12 protein-coding genes and 2 pseudogenes are annotated in these 17,260 nt (G+C 73.7%); 7 read left to right on the top strand and 7 right to left on the bottom strand.

From position 1 onward, the window contains the following. Positions 1-97: 97 nt before the first annotated feature. Positions 98-778 (top strand): GntR family transcriptional regulator, encoded by a 681-nt coding sequence (locus tag ACF089_RS31760; RefSeq protein ID WP_392034229.1) that lies wholly within the window; start codon positions 98-100, stop codon positions 776-778. Between the two features lie 474 nt (positions 779-1,252). Continuing rightward, a complete protein-coding gene (locus ACF089_RS31755) occupies positions 1,253-2,152 on the top strand; it encodes a macrolide 2'-phosphotransferase (RefSeq protein WP_392034227.1) in 900 nt (299 codons plus the stop codon). A gap of 712 nt (positions 2,153-2,864) precedes the next feature. Here ACF089_RS31755 and ACF089_RS31750 read toward each other — a convergent pair. Then, positions 2,865-3,302, bottom strand: coding sequence for a DUF6892 domain-containing protein (locus ACF089_RS31750; RefSeq protein WP_392034224.1), 438 nt, complete (start codon positions 3,300-3,302; stop codon positions 2,865-2,867). A gap of 856 nt (positions 3,303-4,158) precedes the next feature. After that, positions 4,159-5,412, bottom strand: a pseudogene (locus ACF089_RS31745) (DUF6357 family protein); the annotation flags it as partial. Positions 5,413-5,814: 402 nt separating this feature from the next. Here ACF089_RS31745 and ACF089_RS31740 point away from each other — a divergent pair. Further along, positions 5,815-6,702, top strand: a complete 888-nt coding sequence (locus ACF089_RS31740; protein ID WP_392034221.1) for a GNAT family N-acetyltransferase — start codon at positions 5,815-5,817, stop codon at positions 6,700-6,702. A 363-nt stretch (positions 6,703-7,065) separates the two neighbouring features. On the opposite strand, the gene ACF089_RS31735 is transcribed toward ACF089_RS31740, so the two are convergent. Together ACF089_RS31735 and ACF089_RS31730 are read right to left on the bottom strand one after the other, a co-directional pair. Next, a complete protein-coding gene (locus ACF089_RS31735; protein ID WP_392034218.1) occupies positions 7,066-7,392 on the bottom strand; it encodes a hypothetical protein in 327 nt (108 codons plus the stop codon). Next, the gene (locus tag ACF089_RS31730; RefSeq protein WP_392034215.1) at positions 7,341-8,381 is read right to left on the bottom strand and encodes a hypothetical protein; all 1,041 of its coding nucleotides are present in this window, start codon (positions 8,379-8,381) and stop codon (positions 7,341-7,343) included. Before ACF089_RS31730 ends, ACF089_RS31735 begins: the two co-directional genes overlap by 52 nt. A gap of 152 nt (positions 8,382-8,533) precedes the next feature. Here ACF089_RS31730 and ACF089_RS31725 point away from each other — a divergent pair, with 152 nt between their 5' ends. Beyond that, positions 8,534-8,713 (top strand): hypothetical protein, encoded by a 180-nt coding sequence (locus tag ACF089_RS31725; RefSeq protein WP_392034213.1) that lies wholly within the window; start codon positions 8,534-8,536, stop codon positions 8,711-8,713. Positions 8,714-8,922: 209 nt separating this feature from the next. On the opposite strand, the gene ACF089_RS31720 is transcribed toward ACF089_RS31725, so the two are convergent. After that, positions 8,923-9,780, bottom strand: a complete 858-nt coding sequence (locus ACF089_RS31720) for a hypothetical protein (RefSeq protein WP_392034210.1) — start codon at positions 9,778-9,780, stop codon at positions 8,923-8,925. A 265-nt stretch (positions 9,781-10,045) separates the two neighbouring features. Continuing rightward, entirely contained in the window at positions 10,046-11,029 is a 984-nt protein-coding gene (locus ACF089_RS31715; RefSeq protein WP_392034207.1) for a DUF1259 domain-containing protein, read from the bottom strand. A gap of 370 nt (positions 11,030-11,399) precedes the next feature. Here ACF089_RS31715 and ACF089_RS31710 point away from each other — a divergent pair. After that, a pseudogene (locus ACF089_RS31710) lies at positions 11,400-12,293 on the top strand (alpha/beta fold hydrolase); the annotation flags it as partial. Between the two features lie 28 nt (positions 12,294-12,321). Then, complete coding sequence (locus tag ACF089_RS31705; protein ID WP_392034204.1) at positions 12,322-12,960, top strand: alpha/beta hydrolase; 639 nt, start codon at positions 12,322-12,324, stop codon at positions 12,958-12,960. A gap of 108 nt (positions 12,961-13,068) precedes the next feature. Here the strand turns inward: ACF089_RS31705 and yidD are convergent, their stop codons facing one another. Beyond that, entirely contained in the window at positions 13,069-13,515 is a 447-nt protein-coding gene (yidD, locus tag ACF089_RS31700) for a membrane protein insertion efficiency factor YidD (RefSeq protein ID WP_392034201.1), read from the bottom strand. Positions 13,516-14,202: 687 nt separating this feature from the next. On the opposite strand from yidD, the gene ACF089_RS31695 reads away from it, so the two are divergent. Beyond that, positions 14,203-17,148 (top strand): AAA family ATPase, encoded by a 2,946-nt coding sequence (locus tag ACF089_RS31695; RefSeq protein WP_392034199.1) that lies wholly within the window; start codon positions 14,203-14,205, stop codon positions 17,146-17,148. Positions 17,149-17,260 lie beyond the last annotated feature (112 nt).

Raw genomic sequence — 17,260 nt, 5'->3', positions numbered from 1 at the left:
ATAGTATAGGATTATGTAAAACGCTATAGCGGTTCTGGAGCCAGTCGATCAGAGGCGGGGAGCCCGCGTTACCATCGGGCGACGAAGGAGAACTCGCATGGCTACGCGCCCGTCCGACCGGCAACCCCTGGCCGACCAGATGTACGAAGTACTGCTCGGGCAGTTCATGGACGGACTGTGGTCACCGGGCCGGCCGCTCAACATCGGCGCGCTCTCGCGCGAGTTGAACGTCAGCCAGACCCCGCTGCGCGAGGCGCTCGCCCGGCTCGAACACACAGGTCTGGTACGCCGCGAGGCGCTCAAGGGCTACCGCGTGGCCCCGCTCTTCAGCGAGACCGAGCTGATCAAACTCATGGACGCGCGCCTGGTGCTGGAGCCGACGCTCGCCTACGAGGCGGGCCGCCGGACCACCCCCGAGTTCCTCCAGGACGTGGCCGACAGCATCGAGGAACTGCGGCACTGCGCGACCGGGGGCGGCTCGACGTCGGTCCGCGCCTATCTGTCGGCCGACGAGCGCTTCCACTTCCTGATCGCCAAACAGTCGGCCAACCCCTTCCTGGAGTCGGCGTACCGCTCGCTCGGCGGCCATGTGCAGCGATTCCGCCTGTTCACCGAACTCGGCTCCTCCGACGCCGAGTCACCCGCGCGCGACCACGCGGCCGTCTACGACGCGCTGGCCGCCGGAGACGCCGAGGGCGCCGCCGACCGGATGCGGGAGCACATCGAGAACGCGAAGTCGCGCGCGCTGAAGGACCGCCAGGCCGTGGCGGCCGACTGACGACCGCCCGCCGCCGGGCCGCCCCTGGTCCGGCGGGGTGGCGCGCCGGCACCGCAGCGGCCCACGGCGACCGGGGCGGGGAGGCCACGCGGGCGGCCGCCCGTCCGCCGTCTGGACGCCACACCCGGACCGGCCGGCGGGCGTAGGTCGCCGGGGTGCGGATCGTGCGGCGCCCGGCCGCCGGGCCACCGCTCCGGTTCCGTGGTCAGGGCGACACCGTCCTCGACCTCCTCCGGCCTCCGGCCCGTGATGCCGAGCGGCACCCCGTACAGCGGCCCGCCGGCCAGGACGGTGTACCTCCGCGCGCGCCCTGCCTCGCGTTCCTCCGCGAGGGCACAGGACGCCGGGCTCCGCCGGGCGGACCCGCGCGCACGGACGGATCACTTTGCCGGTGACGGCCCGTCATCGGCCGGGGGTGGTCGCGAGGAGACAGGGGCGGGCGACGAGGAGTGGCGCGGGTGAGAGCCTGGCCCCATGAGTACCGTCGACGACGTCATCGCTCTGGCCGCAGCCCATGGCGCGCACCTGTCCGCGCGGGACGCCACAGTGAACGAGGCGGGCCTGGACTACCGCGTCGTCATGGCCTCCGACGCGACAGGCCGGAGATGGGTGCTGCGCGTACCGCGGCGGGCCGACGTCTCCGAGGGCATGGCCGCCGAGACGCGCGTCCTCGGCCTGGTCGCGCCCGTCCTGGCCGAGGACGGCGTCGCGGTCCCGGACTGGCGGATCCGCTCCCCCGAGCTGATCGCCTACCCGGCCCTTCCCGGCGCCCCCGGCCTGACTCTGACCGACGCCGGGGAGCCCGTCTGGCACATGGACCCTGCCGACGCGGACTACGCCGGGCACCTGGGGCGCCTGCTGGCACGTCTGCACTCCATCACCCCGGAGCAGGCCGGGACCGCGGGCGTCGAGGTCCGCACCTCGGCCCAGGTGCGTCAGGCGTGGCGGGACGACATCGCCCGTGTGAGTAACGCCTTCACTGTCTCTCCCGCCCTGACCGAGGCCTGGCAGGCCTGGCTCGAGGACGACACCTGCTGGCCCGGGCAGACCGTGATGACCCACGGCGAGATCTACCCCGCGCACGTGCTGTTCGACGAGGACGGCACGATCACCGGGGTCCTGGACTGGACCACCGCCCGCGTGGACGACCCCGCCCGTGACCTGTCCGCCCAGTACGGCGCCGCGGGCGAGAAGATGCTGCAGGCCACCCTCACCGCGTACGAGCAGGCGGGCGGGGACGTCCGCCCCGGTCTGGCCGCCCGGGCGAAGCGCCTGTGGGACGCCTCCCCGATCGGGTACGCCCTGTACGCGCTGACCACCGGCGTCGAGGCCGACCTGGCGACCGCGGCGGTGATGCTGAATCCCGAGGCCTGATGCCGAGCCCGGATCGAAACCCAGCAGGAGAAGGATCAGGCCCCCTCCCCCTGTGCCTGTCCAGCTCACCGCCCGCACCAGAGAAACCACCCGTTGCGGCCGCGGGGTCACGGGGAGGCTCCCGCGGCTTCCGCGGCCGCTCTCGGCCGACCGTCCGTTCAGCGAAGGCCAAGCCCGCGTCCGACCGTGGTCCAGGCGGACAGCCCGCCGTGCCGGCGTTCGCATCCGTCGCACTGCAAGTGCAGCCGCCGGAGATCTTGCAGCACAGCAACGGGGAATGGGCGCCGAACCCACTTCGCCCTGTGGCCGTCCTCCCCGTGGAGCCGGACCACCGATTGAGCAGCCTCCAAGACGACATGCCCGAGGAGGCCTGCGTCGCCGACCGCGCGGGCCACGGCCGGTCCGGCAGCCTGGTGCACGGTGACGGGGATGCGCCGGCAGTCCGGCGGGAGTGTGGCCTCCGTCCAGACCGACGTGCGGTGCGGGATCAGCGGTCGTGGAGGACCTTTCGACCAAGGGAAAGCAACGGCAGGAGGGCATCGGCCCGTCGGACACGGGTCCGGGTCGCCGGTCCTCCGGGCAAGCTCGGCTCGGCGCAGTCGTCGCCAGCCGGGGCCAGGGGTCTGGGCGCGGCCCAGCCCTCCTCCTGTGGCGACGCCCACGTCGTCGAGATCGAGGCCCGCGATGGTGAACGGGCCGACTCTGGTCCTGGTCAGTCCGAGGCGATGCCGCGGGCCGCGAGGATGTCGAGCTTGTCCGGGACCGCGAGCAGGGCCTCGTCCGCGCCGATGACGCGTTGGAGATGGGGCACGAGAGCGAGATCGGCGAGGGAGCGGACATCGAAGAGCTCGTCCTCGCCGTCCCAGACCGGCGCGCACTCCTGGTAGACCTGGTGACCGCCGTCGATGGTCAGTTCGTCGACCGTGAGGAGCAGTTCATCCGGTATGTCGAGTTTCTCGAAGTAGGCGCGTGCCTCGGGGAAGACCTTGTAGTCGAGGTCGTTGTCGACCGCGTACCGGTGAAGGTCGGTGATTCCGCTCTGTCGGCGCATGTGCTCCCCCAGGCTGAACTGCGGCGTCAGCGTCTCGTCCCAGTACATGAGCTTTTCGATGACGAGCAGCTTGAAGTTGAAGTCGGTGAAGGCGATCATGCGGTCAATGTAGAACAGGGCACTGACATCGGCCCCGCACCGGGTGGCACCGCCTGGACGGGCCGAGTCGTGCCCGCTTTCGGTACTGGGGCGGCGGCCCGACGGGGCCTTTCCTCGCGGAAATGACGGATCCCGGTACGCGGCTGGTTGCGGGCCCGGCGCTCGCGTCAGGTGGGTGCCAGATTCCGCTTCCGTCGGGTCAGTGTCGCGCAGCGTGGCCGCCGGTACGACCCGGTCAAGCCCGGGCTGGCCGACCGCCTCGACCGGCGGCACCGATCCGGACCGCGAGACGACCGAGCGGCCGCTGTCCTGGCACGGACAGATGAACAGGATCCAATGCGCTTCCTCACCTGGGCGGTGCTTCGCTTCCGGCCGGTTACCGTCGTATCGGTGCAGTTCAGGAGCGTTTTCTACCGCCTCGGTCAGGTGCCGGACATCACTCGCGCCGAATGCCCGAGGCCGGAGAACGCCCAGGGGCGCGCGAGATCGGGCCGCCCCCTCAGGCCCAGTTCCCGAGCTCCGCGTCGATGCGTGGGTCCACGCGCACCCACACCTCTCCGTCGGCTGCGCCGGGCGGGGCGTCGACGGTCTCGAGGCCGAGGGACTGGACCAGTCGCAGAAGCTCGTCCCGGTCTTCGCCGGTCTCGTCGAGCGTGCGGCTGTCGAAGAGGACGTAGTACGAGTCGGTCGGGTCGTTGTACCCGGTGTCGGCCCAGAACCGGCAGAAGCGCCCCACCAGGTCCGGGTCGAGCGGTGCGGCGGAGTCAGCCGCCTGCGTAGGAGAGTGGACGGACTCTTGCGTCCGCTCTTTCGCGGGGTCTTCCGGCAGCACGGGCGCGGGCTCCCTCTGCCCGGTGTCGCGCCGCTTGCGCGCGCGCTCGAACTCGGCGGCGTCGGGTATCCAAGGGCCGTGCTGATCGAGTGCGGCGCAGCCGCCCCGGACGAAGGCGGTCACCAGGCTCCGGTACGCGCCGAGGCCGTCGACCAGGCCGTACTCGACCCGGTACTCCGGATCAGAGCCGCCTTCGGCCTCGCGGACCGTGGTGATCCGGGCGATGGAGTCCGCGTAGAAGTGGAGCTGGATCCCTTCGCCCATCTCCTCGTCCTCGATGGTGAAGACCTCGTTGTCCGCGGCGGAGCGATCGGCGACGAACTCCCAGAACTCAGCGGTGGCGGAGCGGGGGCCGTCCGCGAGCCACTTCTTCTCGGCGCCCTTGTCGTCGGTGAACGACAGGATCGTCTTCCTCGCGCCGCCGCCGGAGTCGGGGCGGTCGCCGGCGGCTTCCTCGTCATCCTCCAGGGGCGTGTTCCTGGCGCGGGTCGCGGCCTCCGAGCACATCAGGAAGCTCACGGTGCGCACGGCGTCGTCGGCGAGTTCGGGGCGGGCGCGGCGTACGGCCGTGTCGACCGCCGCCGTCATCCGGTCCCAGTCACGCTTGTCCGTGGCGCGCTTACCCTTGCGCGGATCGAGGCCGATCCGCATTCCGGCGCACGCCTGTTCCGCGGTGGTGATCACCCGTATGACCTCGGGCAGCAGCGCGGGGTCGACGGCGTCGGGCAGGCGCTTCGGAACCGTCGCACCGTGCAGGTACTGGCCCGTGTACATCAGAAGGGCGGCGTCGAGCGGACCGAGTACGGTTCCGCGCTCGGCGCGGCGGCGGTCCGCGTGGTACTTCTGAGCCCGTTTCGCGTTGGACGTCTCCGTCGCCGCGCGCATCGCCGCGCAGAGCTGACCGCGTTCGAGCAGGCCGATGTCGGCCCCGTGGGCGATGAGGCGGGCCCTGTCCCACCGGATGCGCCGGAAGAACGCGTCGACGTCGGCGGGCGGGGAGAGGAGGATCGGGTCCAGGAGCGCGGCGGCGGCGTGCTCGTCGAGCCGGCCACGGGTACCGGCGGCGTCGCACAGCGGAAGAACCGCACTCCACAGCAGCAGGTGTCTGGCCAGGTCCTCCTGGATCACCGCGAGATGGGCTTCCCCGATCGAGAAGGTGAACGTGCGGGGCTCATGGTTGGCGTCGGCCCCGGCGCCGAGCATCAGCTTCAGCTCGCCGTCCTCGCGGACCACGTTTGGGATCCAGCCACTTGCACGGGTGAAAACGATGTCTCTCATGGACTCAGTCTTGCCCATCGGCCGAGACCAGCGAGTTGCGCCCCTACCGGTCCAACGCGGATCGAGCACGACCTCGTCGGCGATTACCGGCCACTCGTCTCCCCAGCGGAAGGCAGGCCCCAGGGCAAGGGCCCCGCGCCGACTGACGCCCACCGCCACAACGCCGACACCGTCCGGCGTCCTGATCGACCCGTACCGCCGGCACGCCGGGAGGCGGCTCCGGCACCAGGGTCGAGCCGCTCGGGCGTTCGCCCCTTCCCGAGGCGGAGACCAGCCCGACGCCCCGGGACCCCCAGCCTGTCCACGTGGCACCAGTCCGTTCCCGGGCGGAGCGGATACCGGTTCTGGCGCGTCTTCGTACAGGTGCTCCCGTCGGGGCGGGGACATCCGCGATCATGAGGCATGCTCCCCGATCACTGGCACCTCACTCAGGACGTAGACGACTTCCTCGACCGGGCCGGAGACTTCCTGCGCTCGCGCCCCGCCCTGCACAACACGCCGCTCACGGACATCGAGAAGCTGCGCATACGCAGGCCGGACGCGCACGGCCCCGTCACTGCCGTCTTCGGCCGGCTGGAGACGGGAAGCACGGTCCACGCCGTCTTCTATCTCACCTCGCGCGGCCGGCTGGGCGTCACCCCTCTCTCCGCCGAGCGGACCGACGCGCTCGCCGCTCACCTGGCCGGGCTCGGCCACTCCCCCGCCAACGTCATCGCGGACGCCGACACCGCCGCCTCTTTCGCCGACGCCTGGCAGCGGCGGACGGGCGCGGCGTCGGCGCTCTTCTGGCGTACGCATCTCTACCGTCTCGGCACGCTCACCCCGCCGCGACCGCACCCCGAGGGCGCGGGCCGTGTCGCGGGCGGGGCGGAGCGTGAGCACGTGGTGAGCTGGTGCCGTGAGTTCTGCGTCGATGTCGGGGAGCAGCCCTCCATCGACCTGATCGACGCCGGCTCCTGGGACCACTCGCGCTTCGGGGACCGGCACTTCACCTTGTGGGAGACCCCGGACGGCGCCCCCGTCTCGATGGCGGCGGCGACCTCCGTCATCGGCGGAATGGTCCGGATCGACCCCGTCTACACCCCGACCCGCCACAGGGGCCGCGGATACGCGGCGGCCGTGACCGCCGCGGCGAGCGCGGCCGCGCTGGCCTCGGGCGCGACGGACGTCGTCCTGTTCACCGATCCGGACAACTCCACCAGCAACGCCCTCTACCAGCGGCTCGGATACGTCCGCGTCGGCGACTTCGCCGGGTACCGGTTCTCCCCCAGCGCGCCCGAGGCCGCGTAGGGGCGCGAACGACGCGCCCGCCGCCGGGGAGCGGATCGTTCCCACCGCCCGAGCGGTTCGCAAAAGGAGCCCGTCCAGCCTGGGGAATCGTCCTGGATTGAGGTCCAGGACGGCCCGGCGAAGGGAGCCTTCAGCCTCGTCGGCGCGGCCGGGAACAAGCGGGTCATCACCGGCGCGTTCGATGTCACCGACACCGTCTTCCGCCCGCGCGTCCACCGGCGCGCAGGCACGCTGACCGAGGCGGAGAAGCAGCGGTGCCAGGAAGCCCGTGCTTGAGCCGCCCCGGCCGCGGCCTTGCCCGGCCGGGCGCCGGCGGCGTCGGAGCGGCAGAACGACAGTCCGCGCCGAGGCCGGCCGACGGCGTCAGGAATCGGTCTCGCCCCGGCAGGAAAGCTCATCGATCTGTTGGGCGACCGGAAGGTAGTCCGTCCAATCGTCTTTGCGGAAGACCTGGGGCAGGTCGTTGATGTCCTTGGTCCACTCGATGGATCTGATGTACCCCTTGACCGCCTTCTTGAGCTGGAGGCACTCCTCGAGTCGGCCCTTGGGCATGGCGAGCCCGTAGTTCACCCGGCCCGGCATGAGCGCCTTGCCCGTGACAGTGAGGTCCGGGTACTTCTCGGCGAAGCCGTAGAGCGTCAGGGCGTCCGAGAGCAGAGGGTCGGCGTCGCCCTCTCGGACAGCGAGCACACAGTCGTCGACTTCGGAGTGGCCCGGAGCCCGGCGGAAGCGGGCGGCGGAGGCGGCGCGGGGTCCGCGTCCGGGAAGTCCTCGCCGACGAGGGCTCCGGGAAGGGTCCGGGAACCCTCCTCCGCTGTCCCGGTGTCCATGTCGGCCTGCCACAGCACCTCGGACAGCAGCGCCTCGCGTTCCTCACCCCTGGTACGGATGACGTCGAGCCGCTCGTCCATCTGCCGGTCCAGCTCCTCGACGGACAGCTCCGGCCCCCTCGCGGGTGCTGGGAGCGAGGCCCGGGCCCACGCCCCGTCCTCCGGCTGATCCGGGACGACCGTGCTCCGCTGGAGCGCCTCGATCTCCCTGATGACTTCGCGCCGCTCCCTGAACAGGACGGTCTGGGCCTGCTCGGCGGTGTAGCGGTCGTTCCGCGCGCGGTCCAGCTCGGTCTGGATGCGAGAGAGGCGGAAACGCGCCTGGTCCAGGCGGTGGGTGGCCGCCGCGCGCTCTCCGTCGCGCAGGTGGCCGATCTCGCAGGTGAGGGCCGCGATCCTCGTCTCCTGCTGTCCGGAGAACTGGAGCAGCAGTTGAATGACGCGTTCGCTGCCCGCGGTCACCGTCTGGGCTTTGACCAGGGCGTCCTGGGTCTGGTGGAGCTTGCGGTGGAGGCTGAGGACCTCGGCCCCGGAATCCTCGCTCGGTGCGATGCCGTTCGCGGCCTCTTTCCAGAGCCTGTTGGCCTGGGTGATGAGCCGGCCGTTCCACCGCTCCGGCCGTTGCCTCCGTAATTCCTGGAGTACCTCGCCCAGCAGCGTCTGGAGGATGAGCTTCTTGCCGTTGAGGTAGTCCGCCCAGGTCGAGCGGCTTCCGCCGTGGCGGAAGCGCTGGGCGAGCTTGGCGACGGTGTCCAATCCGGCGCTTGCGGTGATCTCGGTCAGGAATCTGGCCAGGGCGACCTCGGCGTCCGACCCGTGGAATCTACGGTTCCGACCCGCCTTGCCCATCGCGCCCTCCTGAGTTGTCCGGCTCCGACCGGTCCAATGTCCAGCTCTCGCGCCGCTCACCTCGGCCTTCACGCCGGCGGCGAACGGACAACCGGGCCTCTCGGCACGCTGGGCGCGCACCTGTCGAATCCCCAACTACGGCGGAGTACACCATGGTTACGAGCTTTCTGTTGGACCTCATGAGCGGCTTCCTGGGGGACGTGCTGAGCGACTTCACCGGCGGACTACTCCTCGTCGCTCTCGGCGGACCGGTCGTCGAGAAGCTCTCCCGGAAGAGGACCCGGGACGAGAACCGCGCCGACGACGAGCAGCCGCCGGAGCAGGGAGCCTGAGCGAGGAACGCGCAAGGGGTGTTTCCTGGCGCGATGTCGGGCGGCCGGCAGGGTGCAGGGGCGGGGCGTGCCGGCGCGTGAGGGGCGGCCGGTGGGGTCGTGCCGTGCGGCGGCCGCCGGTGCCCCCGCCCCCGCGCCGCCGGTCGTGCTCCGGACCCCGTGCGGCCGGCGGCGCGACCGCCGAAAGCGCCTCGGTCCCGGCGACAGGCTCAGTCGCCGCCCCCGCAGCCGCCTCCCCCGTACGAGTCCGTCCCGGAGTCGTCGGCCCAACCGCCGCCACCGGGGGTCGGAGCGTCGCGTTTCGGCCGGGACCGTTTCCGTTCCTGCCGTGGACGGGGCGGGGCCGGGCGGAGCGCCCCCTTGCGCAGTGCGACGCGGGTCCGGCCCGGAAGTCCCTCCAGCGCGGCGTCGGCCACTCGCCGACAGGAGCGGTTGAAGCGCCGCCAGCGCCGGGTGCGCTCGGCCGGCCACGCCGCGGCGCAGAGCGCGAGCAGACCCCAGAGGGGCCACCACACCACCACCCACAGGGCGGGATCCCCGCCCAGGAAGGGGAGGCGCACCCCGGCGCCCAGGCCGTGCGCGGTCAGACCGAGGCTGACGCCGCACGCGGCGAAGAGGGCGACGACCCGGCCGGGCTCGGCGTACCGGCGCACATCAGGCACGCGCCGGGCGAGTCGGACGCGGTACTCCTCGAAGTCGGCCGCGTCCACGATCTCGTACAGCCGCGTCTTCCGGGCGCTCCGGAGGCGAATGCCGTCGAAGAGCGCGGAGAGTACCGGGTCGGCCGGCTCGGGGGCGTCGGGCACGGCCGTGACCACGCCCTTCTTCGACACCTCGACGGCCCCCCGCAGGGTGAGGAGGCCCACGGCCGTCCGCGCGGCCGCCCGCTCCCCGTCCGCCTGCCAGGCCGCTTCCACCGGCCCGATGCCGTTTCGCCGGACGCGTCGCACGGTCGCGCGGTCGCCCCATCCCCGGATCAGGCAGCGGCAGCCCAGTACGCCGTTGACCGCCGCGAAGCCCAGCAGCCACCAGACCGCGAAAAGTCCCTCATCGGCCACCCACCCCATCGCCGCCACCCAGCTCTCGACTGGCGGCTATGTGCCCCGTACGACCACGTCCCATGCAAGCGGAAGGCCGCGCCGTACGGTGATCGCGCGTCCGGTCGTGACGCCGGCGGCTCCGGGAGGGGCGGGGCCCGCCCGCGCGGGCCGGCTCGGCGACGCGGGCCGCGGCCGGCGGAGAGCGGCCGGACGGACGGCCTCGGCCGGGGACTCCGTACCGGACCCGGGGCGGCCGGGCCTCCGAAGGGCCGTGAGTCCGCCGGGCCTCGGGTCACAGCAGTTCGACGGCCGGGGCGGTACGGGTGGCGTCGAGCGCCGCGCGCAGCGCGCGGGCCAGGGTCGCGCCGTCCTCGATCGCCCAGAAGTGGGCGAAGAACAAGCGGGGTTCCTCGGTGAGGCCGTGGCTGTGCAGCTCGACGATGTCGATTCCGCCTCGGCGCAGGGCCGCCAGCACGTTCCGCACCTCGCCGGCGGTCATGGCGAAGTCGCCGTGGACCGCGGCCCGGCCGCCGCCGACCGGCTGGAAGCTGATGAGCGTGGTCATGCCCATGGCCGGGGGCAGGACGCGTCCGTGGTCGGTGACCGTCTCCCGGCGGTTGAAGGTGAACCGGAGGATTCCGCTGTCGTTGACGCCCTTCGCGTGGAGCGCCTCCTCGACGGCGGCGATGTCCAGGTCCATCTGCGGCTGCGAGGCGGCCGGCGGGGTGGAGGGCGTGGTCGTGACGGCCAGAGCGGCCCTCACGCCGTGGGCCGGGGTCCGAGGGTCCTCGGCGTGTCCGTGGAAGTGGGTCCACCACATGGCGGGCTCGTGGGCGAGCAGGTGTTTGTGGACCGCGGTCAGCTCCAGCCCGCCGGTGCGGAGCGCGTCGGCGGCGGGCTGCAGCTCGGTCTCGGTGACCGCCAGGCTGCCCATCACCAGAGCCCGGCCGTCGCCGTAGCGGGTGAACGCCGCGTAGGAGCCCAGGAACAGCCTGACGCCGTAGGTGACCACCGGCAGATCCTGCCGGGCGAAGCGCACCCGGTAGACCGACCCGTCCATCATCTTCCCCGTACGGCCCAGGACGCCGGCCACCTCGGACCAGTCCGCCTCCGCCGTCGGCGCCGGCAGCACAGCCTGCTGTCGTACAGTCTGCGCCGTCGCCGTCCTCGCGCCGGCGCCGGCCAGGACCGGCGACACCGCCGCAGCGGTCAGCAGCCGCCGACGCGACGGGTTCACCCGGACATCCATCGCGTCCCGCGCCGGAACGTCACTCACCACTTCAGCTCCTCCACCGCCGGACAGCCGGTCAAGGACCATGAAACCGAGCGGGGCCGTCGAACCGCTGAAGCGCCACGCCGGAACGGGGCAAAGGGCCGGCCCGGCGGGCCTGGTCCGGGCGCCGAAGCCGGGACCGGGCGCCGGCCGCCCGCCCAACCGACGGGCCGCAGCAGAGCGTCGACCCGCTCGGCGCCGAGCCTCGGGGCGAGCATGACGGTGAGGTCATCCGGTATCGGTTTGGTGGTCTGCCCAGATGTAGCTCTCCGGCAGCAGGTCGGCGACGGGCAAGGACCCGGCCCCGTTTCGCCCCTGAGCGGTCCCTGATCCGACCCGGAAGAGTCCCCGACAGGCGCACCGGGCGGGCGGCATGGCGTCTCACGTGACAGGAGCGCCCCCGGCCGGGTCCGCACGCCTGACGCGACAGCTCTCTCCAGGAGGAGGATCCATGCCGTTCAGGGGCAGATCCGCGCCGCGCATCGCCGGACGGGGCACGGCCATGGCCGTGGGAGCAGCCATGGTCGTCATCACGGGTCTGGCCGCCGCTCCCGCGCTCCACGCGTCGCCGTCCGCCGTCGGGGCCCTGCGGTGGGCGCCGTGCGACGACCCGGCGAGGCCGGGAGCGGAGTGCGCCGCGCTTTCGGTGCCGGTCGACTGGGCGCGCCCGGGCGGGCCGAGATTCGACCTGGCCGTGGCCCGCCGCAAGGCCGCCGACCCCGGCGCACGCGTCGGCTCGATGGTGTTCGGCCCCGGCGGGCCGGGCGACTCGGGGGTGGAGACGGTGGTGCGCCGGATCAGCCGGTTCAGCCCCGAGGTCCGCCGGAGGTTCGACATCGTCAGCTTCGACCCGCGCGGTGTGGGCGGCAGCGAGCCGGTGACCTGCTCGGCCGATCTGCTCGCCGAGCGCCCGTCACCGGAGCTGAGGAGGCAGGCCGACTTCGACGCCACCGTGGCGTACAACAAGCGGCTCCGCGCCGATTGCCGGGCCCGTACCGGGCCGGTGTTCGACCATCTCGACACCGCCCGGACGGTCCGGGACCTGGACGCGCTCCGGGCTGCCCTCGGCGAGCGGAAACTGACCTTCCACGGCAGTTCGTACGGCACGCTGCTCGGGGCGCGGTACGTCGAGACCTATCCGCGCCGCGTGCGGGCGATGGTGCTGGAGAGCGTCATGGACCACAGCGTCCCGACCGCCCGCGCCTTTCTGCGGTCCTCGGCGGCCGCGGCACAGGATTCGTTCCAGGAGTTCGTGAAGTGGTGCGACGGTGCGCCGGGCTGCGCGCTGCACGGCCGTGACGTCCGCGCGGTCTGGCGGAGCCTGCTGGCGCGGGCCGGGCGGGGGGAGCTGGAGGATCCGGCGAAGCCGGGGCACCTCGCTGTCGACTTCGGACCTGGTCAACAAGATCGCGTTCCGGAAGTTCTACCGGGCCGACCACGCGGGCCTGGCCGCGGCGATCGCGGGGATGGACGCGAGCGGGCCGCTGTCCCCGTCGCCCACGTCGGCGGCGCCGCTGCCCGCGGCCACGCCCGTCTTCTGCTCCGACTGGCGCCTGCCGGTGCGCGACTACCGGGAGTACGCCTCGCTGGTCGCCATGATGAACACGACCGCGCCCGACCTGCCCCACCTGCTGCCGCTGCACATGGCAGCGGCGTGTCTGGGCGCGCCGACCGCGAACCCGCAGCACCGTCTGGAGGTACGCGGCGCCCCGCCGATCCTGTTGTCCAACGCGCTCCACGACCCCGCCACCGGCTACCCGTGGGCGGTCTCGGTGGCCCGGCAGCTCGGGCGCGGCGGCGTGCTCCTCACCTACGAGGGCCACGGCCACGGCAGCGTCACCAGCGGCCCGTGCATGGAGGACGCGGTGGACGGCTATCTCACCGACCTGGCGGTCCCGCCGCGGGGCAGCGGCTGCCCCGCCGTGCCGTCCTGACGGCTCGCCGGTCCGGATCCGCCCGCCCGACGGAGCACGGTCGTCAGGGACGGCTCTCCGGCGCGCCGCCGGCGGGTCCGAAGCTCGGCCTCGGAGCGGTGCCGGCGGTCAGCCGCGGGCCGGCGGGACCGGGTCGTGGGCGCCCCGGCGGCGGGCGGCGGCGGGGCGGCAGCGCAGGAGACGCGACAGGATCAGCCGGCCGCCGCGGAGGGCGCCGTGGCGGTGGAGGGCCTTGACGGCGTAGGTGGAGCAGCTCGGGGTGTAGGGGCAGCACGGAGGGCGTGCCGGGCTGACCGTGACGCGGTAGTGCCGTACGGATCGGTACATCGCGGCGGCGACTCGGCCGCCCGGGGCGGGCGCGGCGGGATCGGCGCCGTGGCCGGCGGTCGTGACCGAGTGGCTGAGGACGGCGAACAGCGTGGCTATCTGCCCGGATATGCCGCCGCCGCAGCAGCACGGGTGCGTCAGCGTGTCGAGCGTGCCGACGCAGCAGCCCTCCTCTTCCTCCTCGCCGTCCGTGTTCTTCCCGCGGCCGCGTTTCCGGCTCGATGCCATGGTGTCCGTTCCTCCCCGTGACGATGGAACGATCATACGGAGGGCGGGCGGCGGCCCGGAGCGCGGAACCGCCGCGCCGGGTCGCGGTGCGCGGACCGCGTGGGCCTCGCGGTCCGCGTGAGCCGTGTGAGCCGCGTGAGCCGCGTCCGGACGTCGTACGGCGGGCCCCGGGAGCGCCGTACGGCCCGGGCTCTTCCGCCGTCCCGGGCCGCCGTCCCGGGCAAGGCGGCACGGCGCCGAGGCGCGGGCCCTGCCCCTCCGGATGGCGGGGCCCGGTGTGGCCGCCCCGGCACCCCGCAGGCCGACGACCACGTCTCACGGGCGCGGACCGGCCCGTCGAGGCAACCTCCGGGACGCGTTCCGCCTCTTCCCTCCCAGCAAGGCCGGGGGTGAACAGCCTTACCACTGTGGCTGGTTGGTCACTCGGGCCCCGAAGGAGACGAGGAAGAACATGCGAGTGAGAACCGGCGGCCGGGCCCGGGGCCGCCGCGCGCGGGCTGCCGGCGGGGGGTGTCACCCCTGTCGCTCGCCGGTCGCCCGACCGCGCCCCGCCCCCCTGTCCCATGACCGTGGGTGACAGAGGGGCCGGGCGGACGGCAGCCCGGCAGGGCGAGCAGACCAGGCCCGCACCGAGCGCGGAGGCGGGCGACGCAGGCACGAAGGCAGTGCCCAGGAGGAGAGGTTGCAGTGACGCCCCTCGTCGATTCCCTGACCTCGCACGCTGTCCATGACTCCCCGGCTCCGGCCCCCGACCGTCCCGCCGTGCCGCTCCTGGCCGAGCACGGGCATGTGCGGGCCGCTCTCGAGCAGGCCCTCGACCAGGGCGCTCGCGGCACCGGCAGCTCCCTGCTGATCACCGGGCCGGCCGGAACAGGAAGAACGATTCTGCTGGACGACGCCGCCACCGCGGCCCGGCAGCGCGGATTCACCGTCCTGCACGTCCGGTGCAGCTACGCCGACCGTGAGACGCCGCTGGAACTCCCGCAGCGGCTCACGCAGTCCGCCTGCCGCCTCGGCGCACAGCGCCTCTGGTTCCCGATCGCCCGGCAGGCCGCGGACCTGCTGCGAGGCCTGCCCGCAGAGGGCGTCCCCCGCGCCGCCGCGCCGCGCGGCCTGTACGGCGTCCTCGGCCGGCTGGCCGCACCGGAGGCCGCCGGACCGCTGCTGGTGGCCGTCGACGATGTGCACTGGGCCGACGAGGACTCCCTGCGGTGGCTGGTGGGCCTGGCCGAACGCTGCCGGGACACCCCGCTGACCCTTCTGCTCAGCCTCTGCCCCGGCACCGAGGAGCACGGCGCCGGTCTGCTGGCCGATCTGACGCTCACCCAGTCCCGGGAACTGCCGCTGCGCGACCTCGGCCGGACCTCGGTCGCCGCGGTCCTCGAACACCACCTCGGGGTCGGCCCCGAGGAGGAGTTCACCGACGCGTGTATGGCCGCCACCGGCGGCAACCTCCACCTGGTGGCCTCGCTGGCCGCCCGGCTGGCCCAGCTCGGACACGGCTGCGACGCCCGGGCCGCCAGCGCGCTGCCCGGCATCGTGGTCGACTCCATAGCCCGCTCCTTCGACGGCCAGCTGCGCCGGCTGTCCCCCTACGCGCCACACGTCGTCGGCGCACTCGTCGTACTCGACTCCCCCGCCACTCCGGCCCGGATCGCCGAACTGACCGGGCTCGGCCGCTCCGTCGTCGCCTCGATCGCCGAACGCCTCGTCCGCCTCGGCGTCCTCGCCCCCGGCCCGGCCGGGGTGACCGTACGCCACCCCGTGCTGGCCACCGCCGTCAGGGCGGCGCTGGCCCCGGGCGAGGCCGAGGCGCTGCACGGCAGGGCGGCCCGCCTGCTGCACCGGGCCGAGGCGGCGCCCGACGCGGTCGCCCGGCACCTCGCCCGCGCCCTGCCCAGCGGCGAACCCTGGGTCCTGGAAGCGCTGCGCGCCGGCGCCGCCGACCGTACGGCCGCCGGGGACCCCGACGCGGCCTGCGGCCATCTGCGGCGCGCCCTGGCCGAGCCGCTCGCGCCCGAACCACGCGCCGCGCTCCTGCTGGAACTCGCCGAGGCCGCCTCCCGTACCGACCTGGCCGAGGCCGCCGCCGCCCTCGACGAGGCGATCCGGCTCTCGCCCGACGCCCGCCGCGCCGTACGCCGGACTCCCGGCCTGCTCGATCTGCTGCTTCTGAGCGCGCCGCCGGAACAGGCCGAGCAGACGGCCCTCGCCCTCGCCGGCCCACAGCCGCGCGACGCCGACCCGGCCCTCGCCCTGCGGCTGTACCACTGCGGTGTACGCGGACCGCTGCCGTCGCCGTCCGTGTCCCCGGCCGCCGGCGGGGACACGGACCGTCACGGGAACACGGACGACGGCGGGGGCCCGGACGACGGCGGCGTGTTCGCCGGGGCGCTGACCGCCCTCACCAGGCTGCGCCGGCACGGGGAGAGCGCCGCCGCGTTCGCCGAGGCGCACAAGGCGGCGCGGTCCGAGTTCCCGAGCACTCCCGCCCACGTCATGTCCCATTTATGGGCGGCCGAGGTGATGATCCACACAGGGCGCCCGGATGCGGCTGCCGCGCTGCTGGAGGCCGCGCTGATCCGTACCCGCCGATGGCGGCACCGGCCCCTGGAGGCCCTCGCGCGGTCCCTCCGGTCCCTGCGGCTCCTGGCGGCCGAGGGCCCGGCCGCCGCCCTGGACGACGCCCGTGCCGCCGTCGCGACACTGCACGCCTGCGCCGCCGCCCCCTCGGGGCCGCTCGCCACCCTGGTCCGGGCGCGCCTGGTCCATCTGCTGACCCTCGCCGGACGCTGCGAGGAGGCGGGCGCGGAACTCGAACGCGCCGGCGTCCCGGACGGTCCGCCGGTCGGACTCGCCGGCGCCACGCACCTCTTCGCGCGCGGCGAGCTGAAGACCACGCTCGGCTACACCGAGGACGGCGTCCGGGACCTGCTGGAGTGCGGTCGGCGTCTGCGGGAGCACGGCCTCGCCGGCGTGCTGCTGCCCTGGCGGTCCTCGGCCGCCCGCGCCCTCCTGGAGGCGGGCCGGGACGGGCAGGCCCGCGAACTCGCCCTCGAAGAGGCGGAGGAGGCCCGCGCCCACCACGCCCCCGGGATCCTCGGACTCGCCCTGTCCGCCGTCGCCCGGACGGCCGGCGGCACGGCGCCGGAGGTCATGGACGAGGCGGTGAACCTGCTGCGGGCCCACGGAGCGCCCCATGAACTGGCCCGGGTCCTCACCGACCAGGGCGTGCTGCTGCACCGGGCCGGACGCACTCCCGCCGCCCGCGCGGCCCTGCGCGAGGCGGTCCACCTCGCCCAGGACATCGGCGCCGCGCCCGTACTGGAGCGCGCCGCCGCCGAACTCACCGCGGCCGGGGGCCGTATGCCGCGTTCGCGGCGGAAGGGGCTCGACAGCCTGACCGCGGCCGAACGCAAGGTCGCCGCGCTCGCGGCGGGCGGCCACACGAACCGGGAGATCTCCAAGTTCCTGTTCGTCCAGCTGCGGACCGTGGAGATCCATCTGACCAACACCTATCGCAAGCTGGGCATCGAGAGCCGCGACCAGCTGCGGCAGTCCTGCCGGCCCTCGCCCGGCCTCCCCGGGAGGACCACCGAAGGGCGGACCGAAGAGAGTTCCCCCGGTCCTTGACCCCGCCCGCCCGGCCTCCGCACGATGCCGATCTCCGCACCACACCACTCTCCGCACGACGCCGATCTCCGCACAACGCCGAGCGGGAGCCCCGGCGCGCCTCACGACGAAG

Origin of the sequence: Streptomyces sp. NPDC014894 (genome assembly GCF_043080985.1) — a bacterium.
Taxonomy (GTDB): Bacteria; Actinomycetota; Actinomycetes; order Streptomycetales; family Streptomycetaceae; genus Streptomyces.
Note: the sequence above shows the minus strand (reverse complement) of the source record. Positions and strands in the feature narration are given on the sequence as shown.

What these genes read in the sequence shown, in the direction of transcription:
- ACF089_RS31760 (WP_392034229.1), top strand. Translation starts at nt 98, where the DNA reads ATGGCTACGCGCCCGTCCGACCGGCAACCCCTGGCCGACCAGATGTAC.
- ACF089_RS31740 (WP_392034221.1), top strand. Translation starts at nt 5,815, where the DNA reads ATGCTCCCCGATCACTGGCACCTCACTCAGGACGTAGACGACTTCCTC.
- ACF089_RS31750 (WP_392034224.1), bottom strand. Translation starts at nt 3,302, where the DNA reads ATGATCGCCTTCACCGACTTCAACTTCAAGCTGCTCGTCATCGAAAAG.
- ACF089_RS31720 (WP_392034210.1), bottom strand. Translation starts at nt 9,780, where the DNA reads ATGGGGTGGGTGGCCGATGAGGGACTTTTCGCGGTCTGGTGGCTGCTG.
- yidD (WP_392034201.1), bottom strand. Translation starts at nt 13,515, where the DNA reads ATGGCATCGAGCCGGAAACGCGGCCGCGGGAAGAACACGGACGGCGAG.
- ACF089_RS31725 (WP_392034213.1), top strand. Translation starts at nt 8,534, where the DNA reads ATGGTTACGAGCTTTCTGTTGGACCTCATGAGCGGCTTCCTGGGGGAC.
- ACF089_RS31755 (WP_392034227.1), top strand. Translation starts at nt 1,253, where the DNA reads ATGAGTACCGTCGACGACGTCATCGCTCTGGCCGCAGCCCATGGCGCG.
- ACF089_RS31730 (WP_392034215.1), bottom strand. Translation starts at nt 8,381, where the DNA reads ATGGGCAAGGCGGGTCGGAACCGTAGATTCCACGGGTCGGACGCCGAG.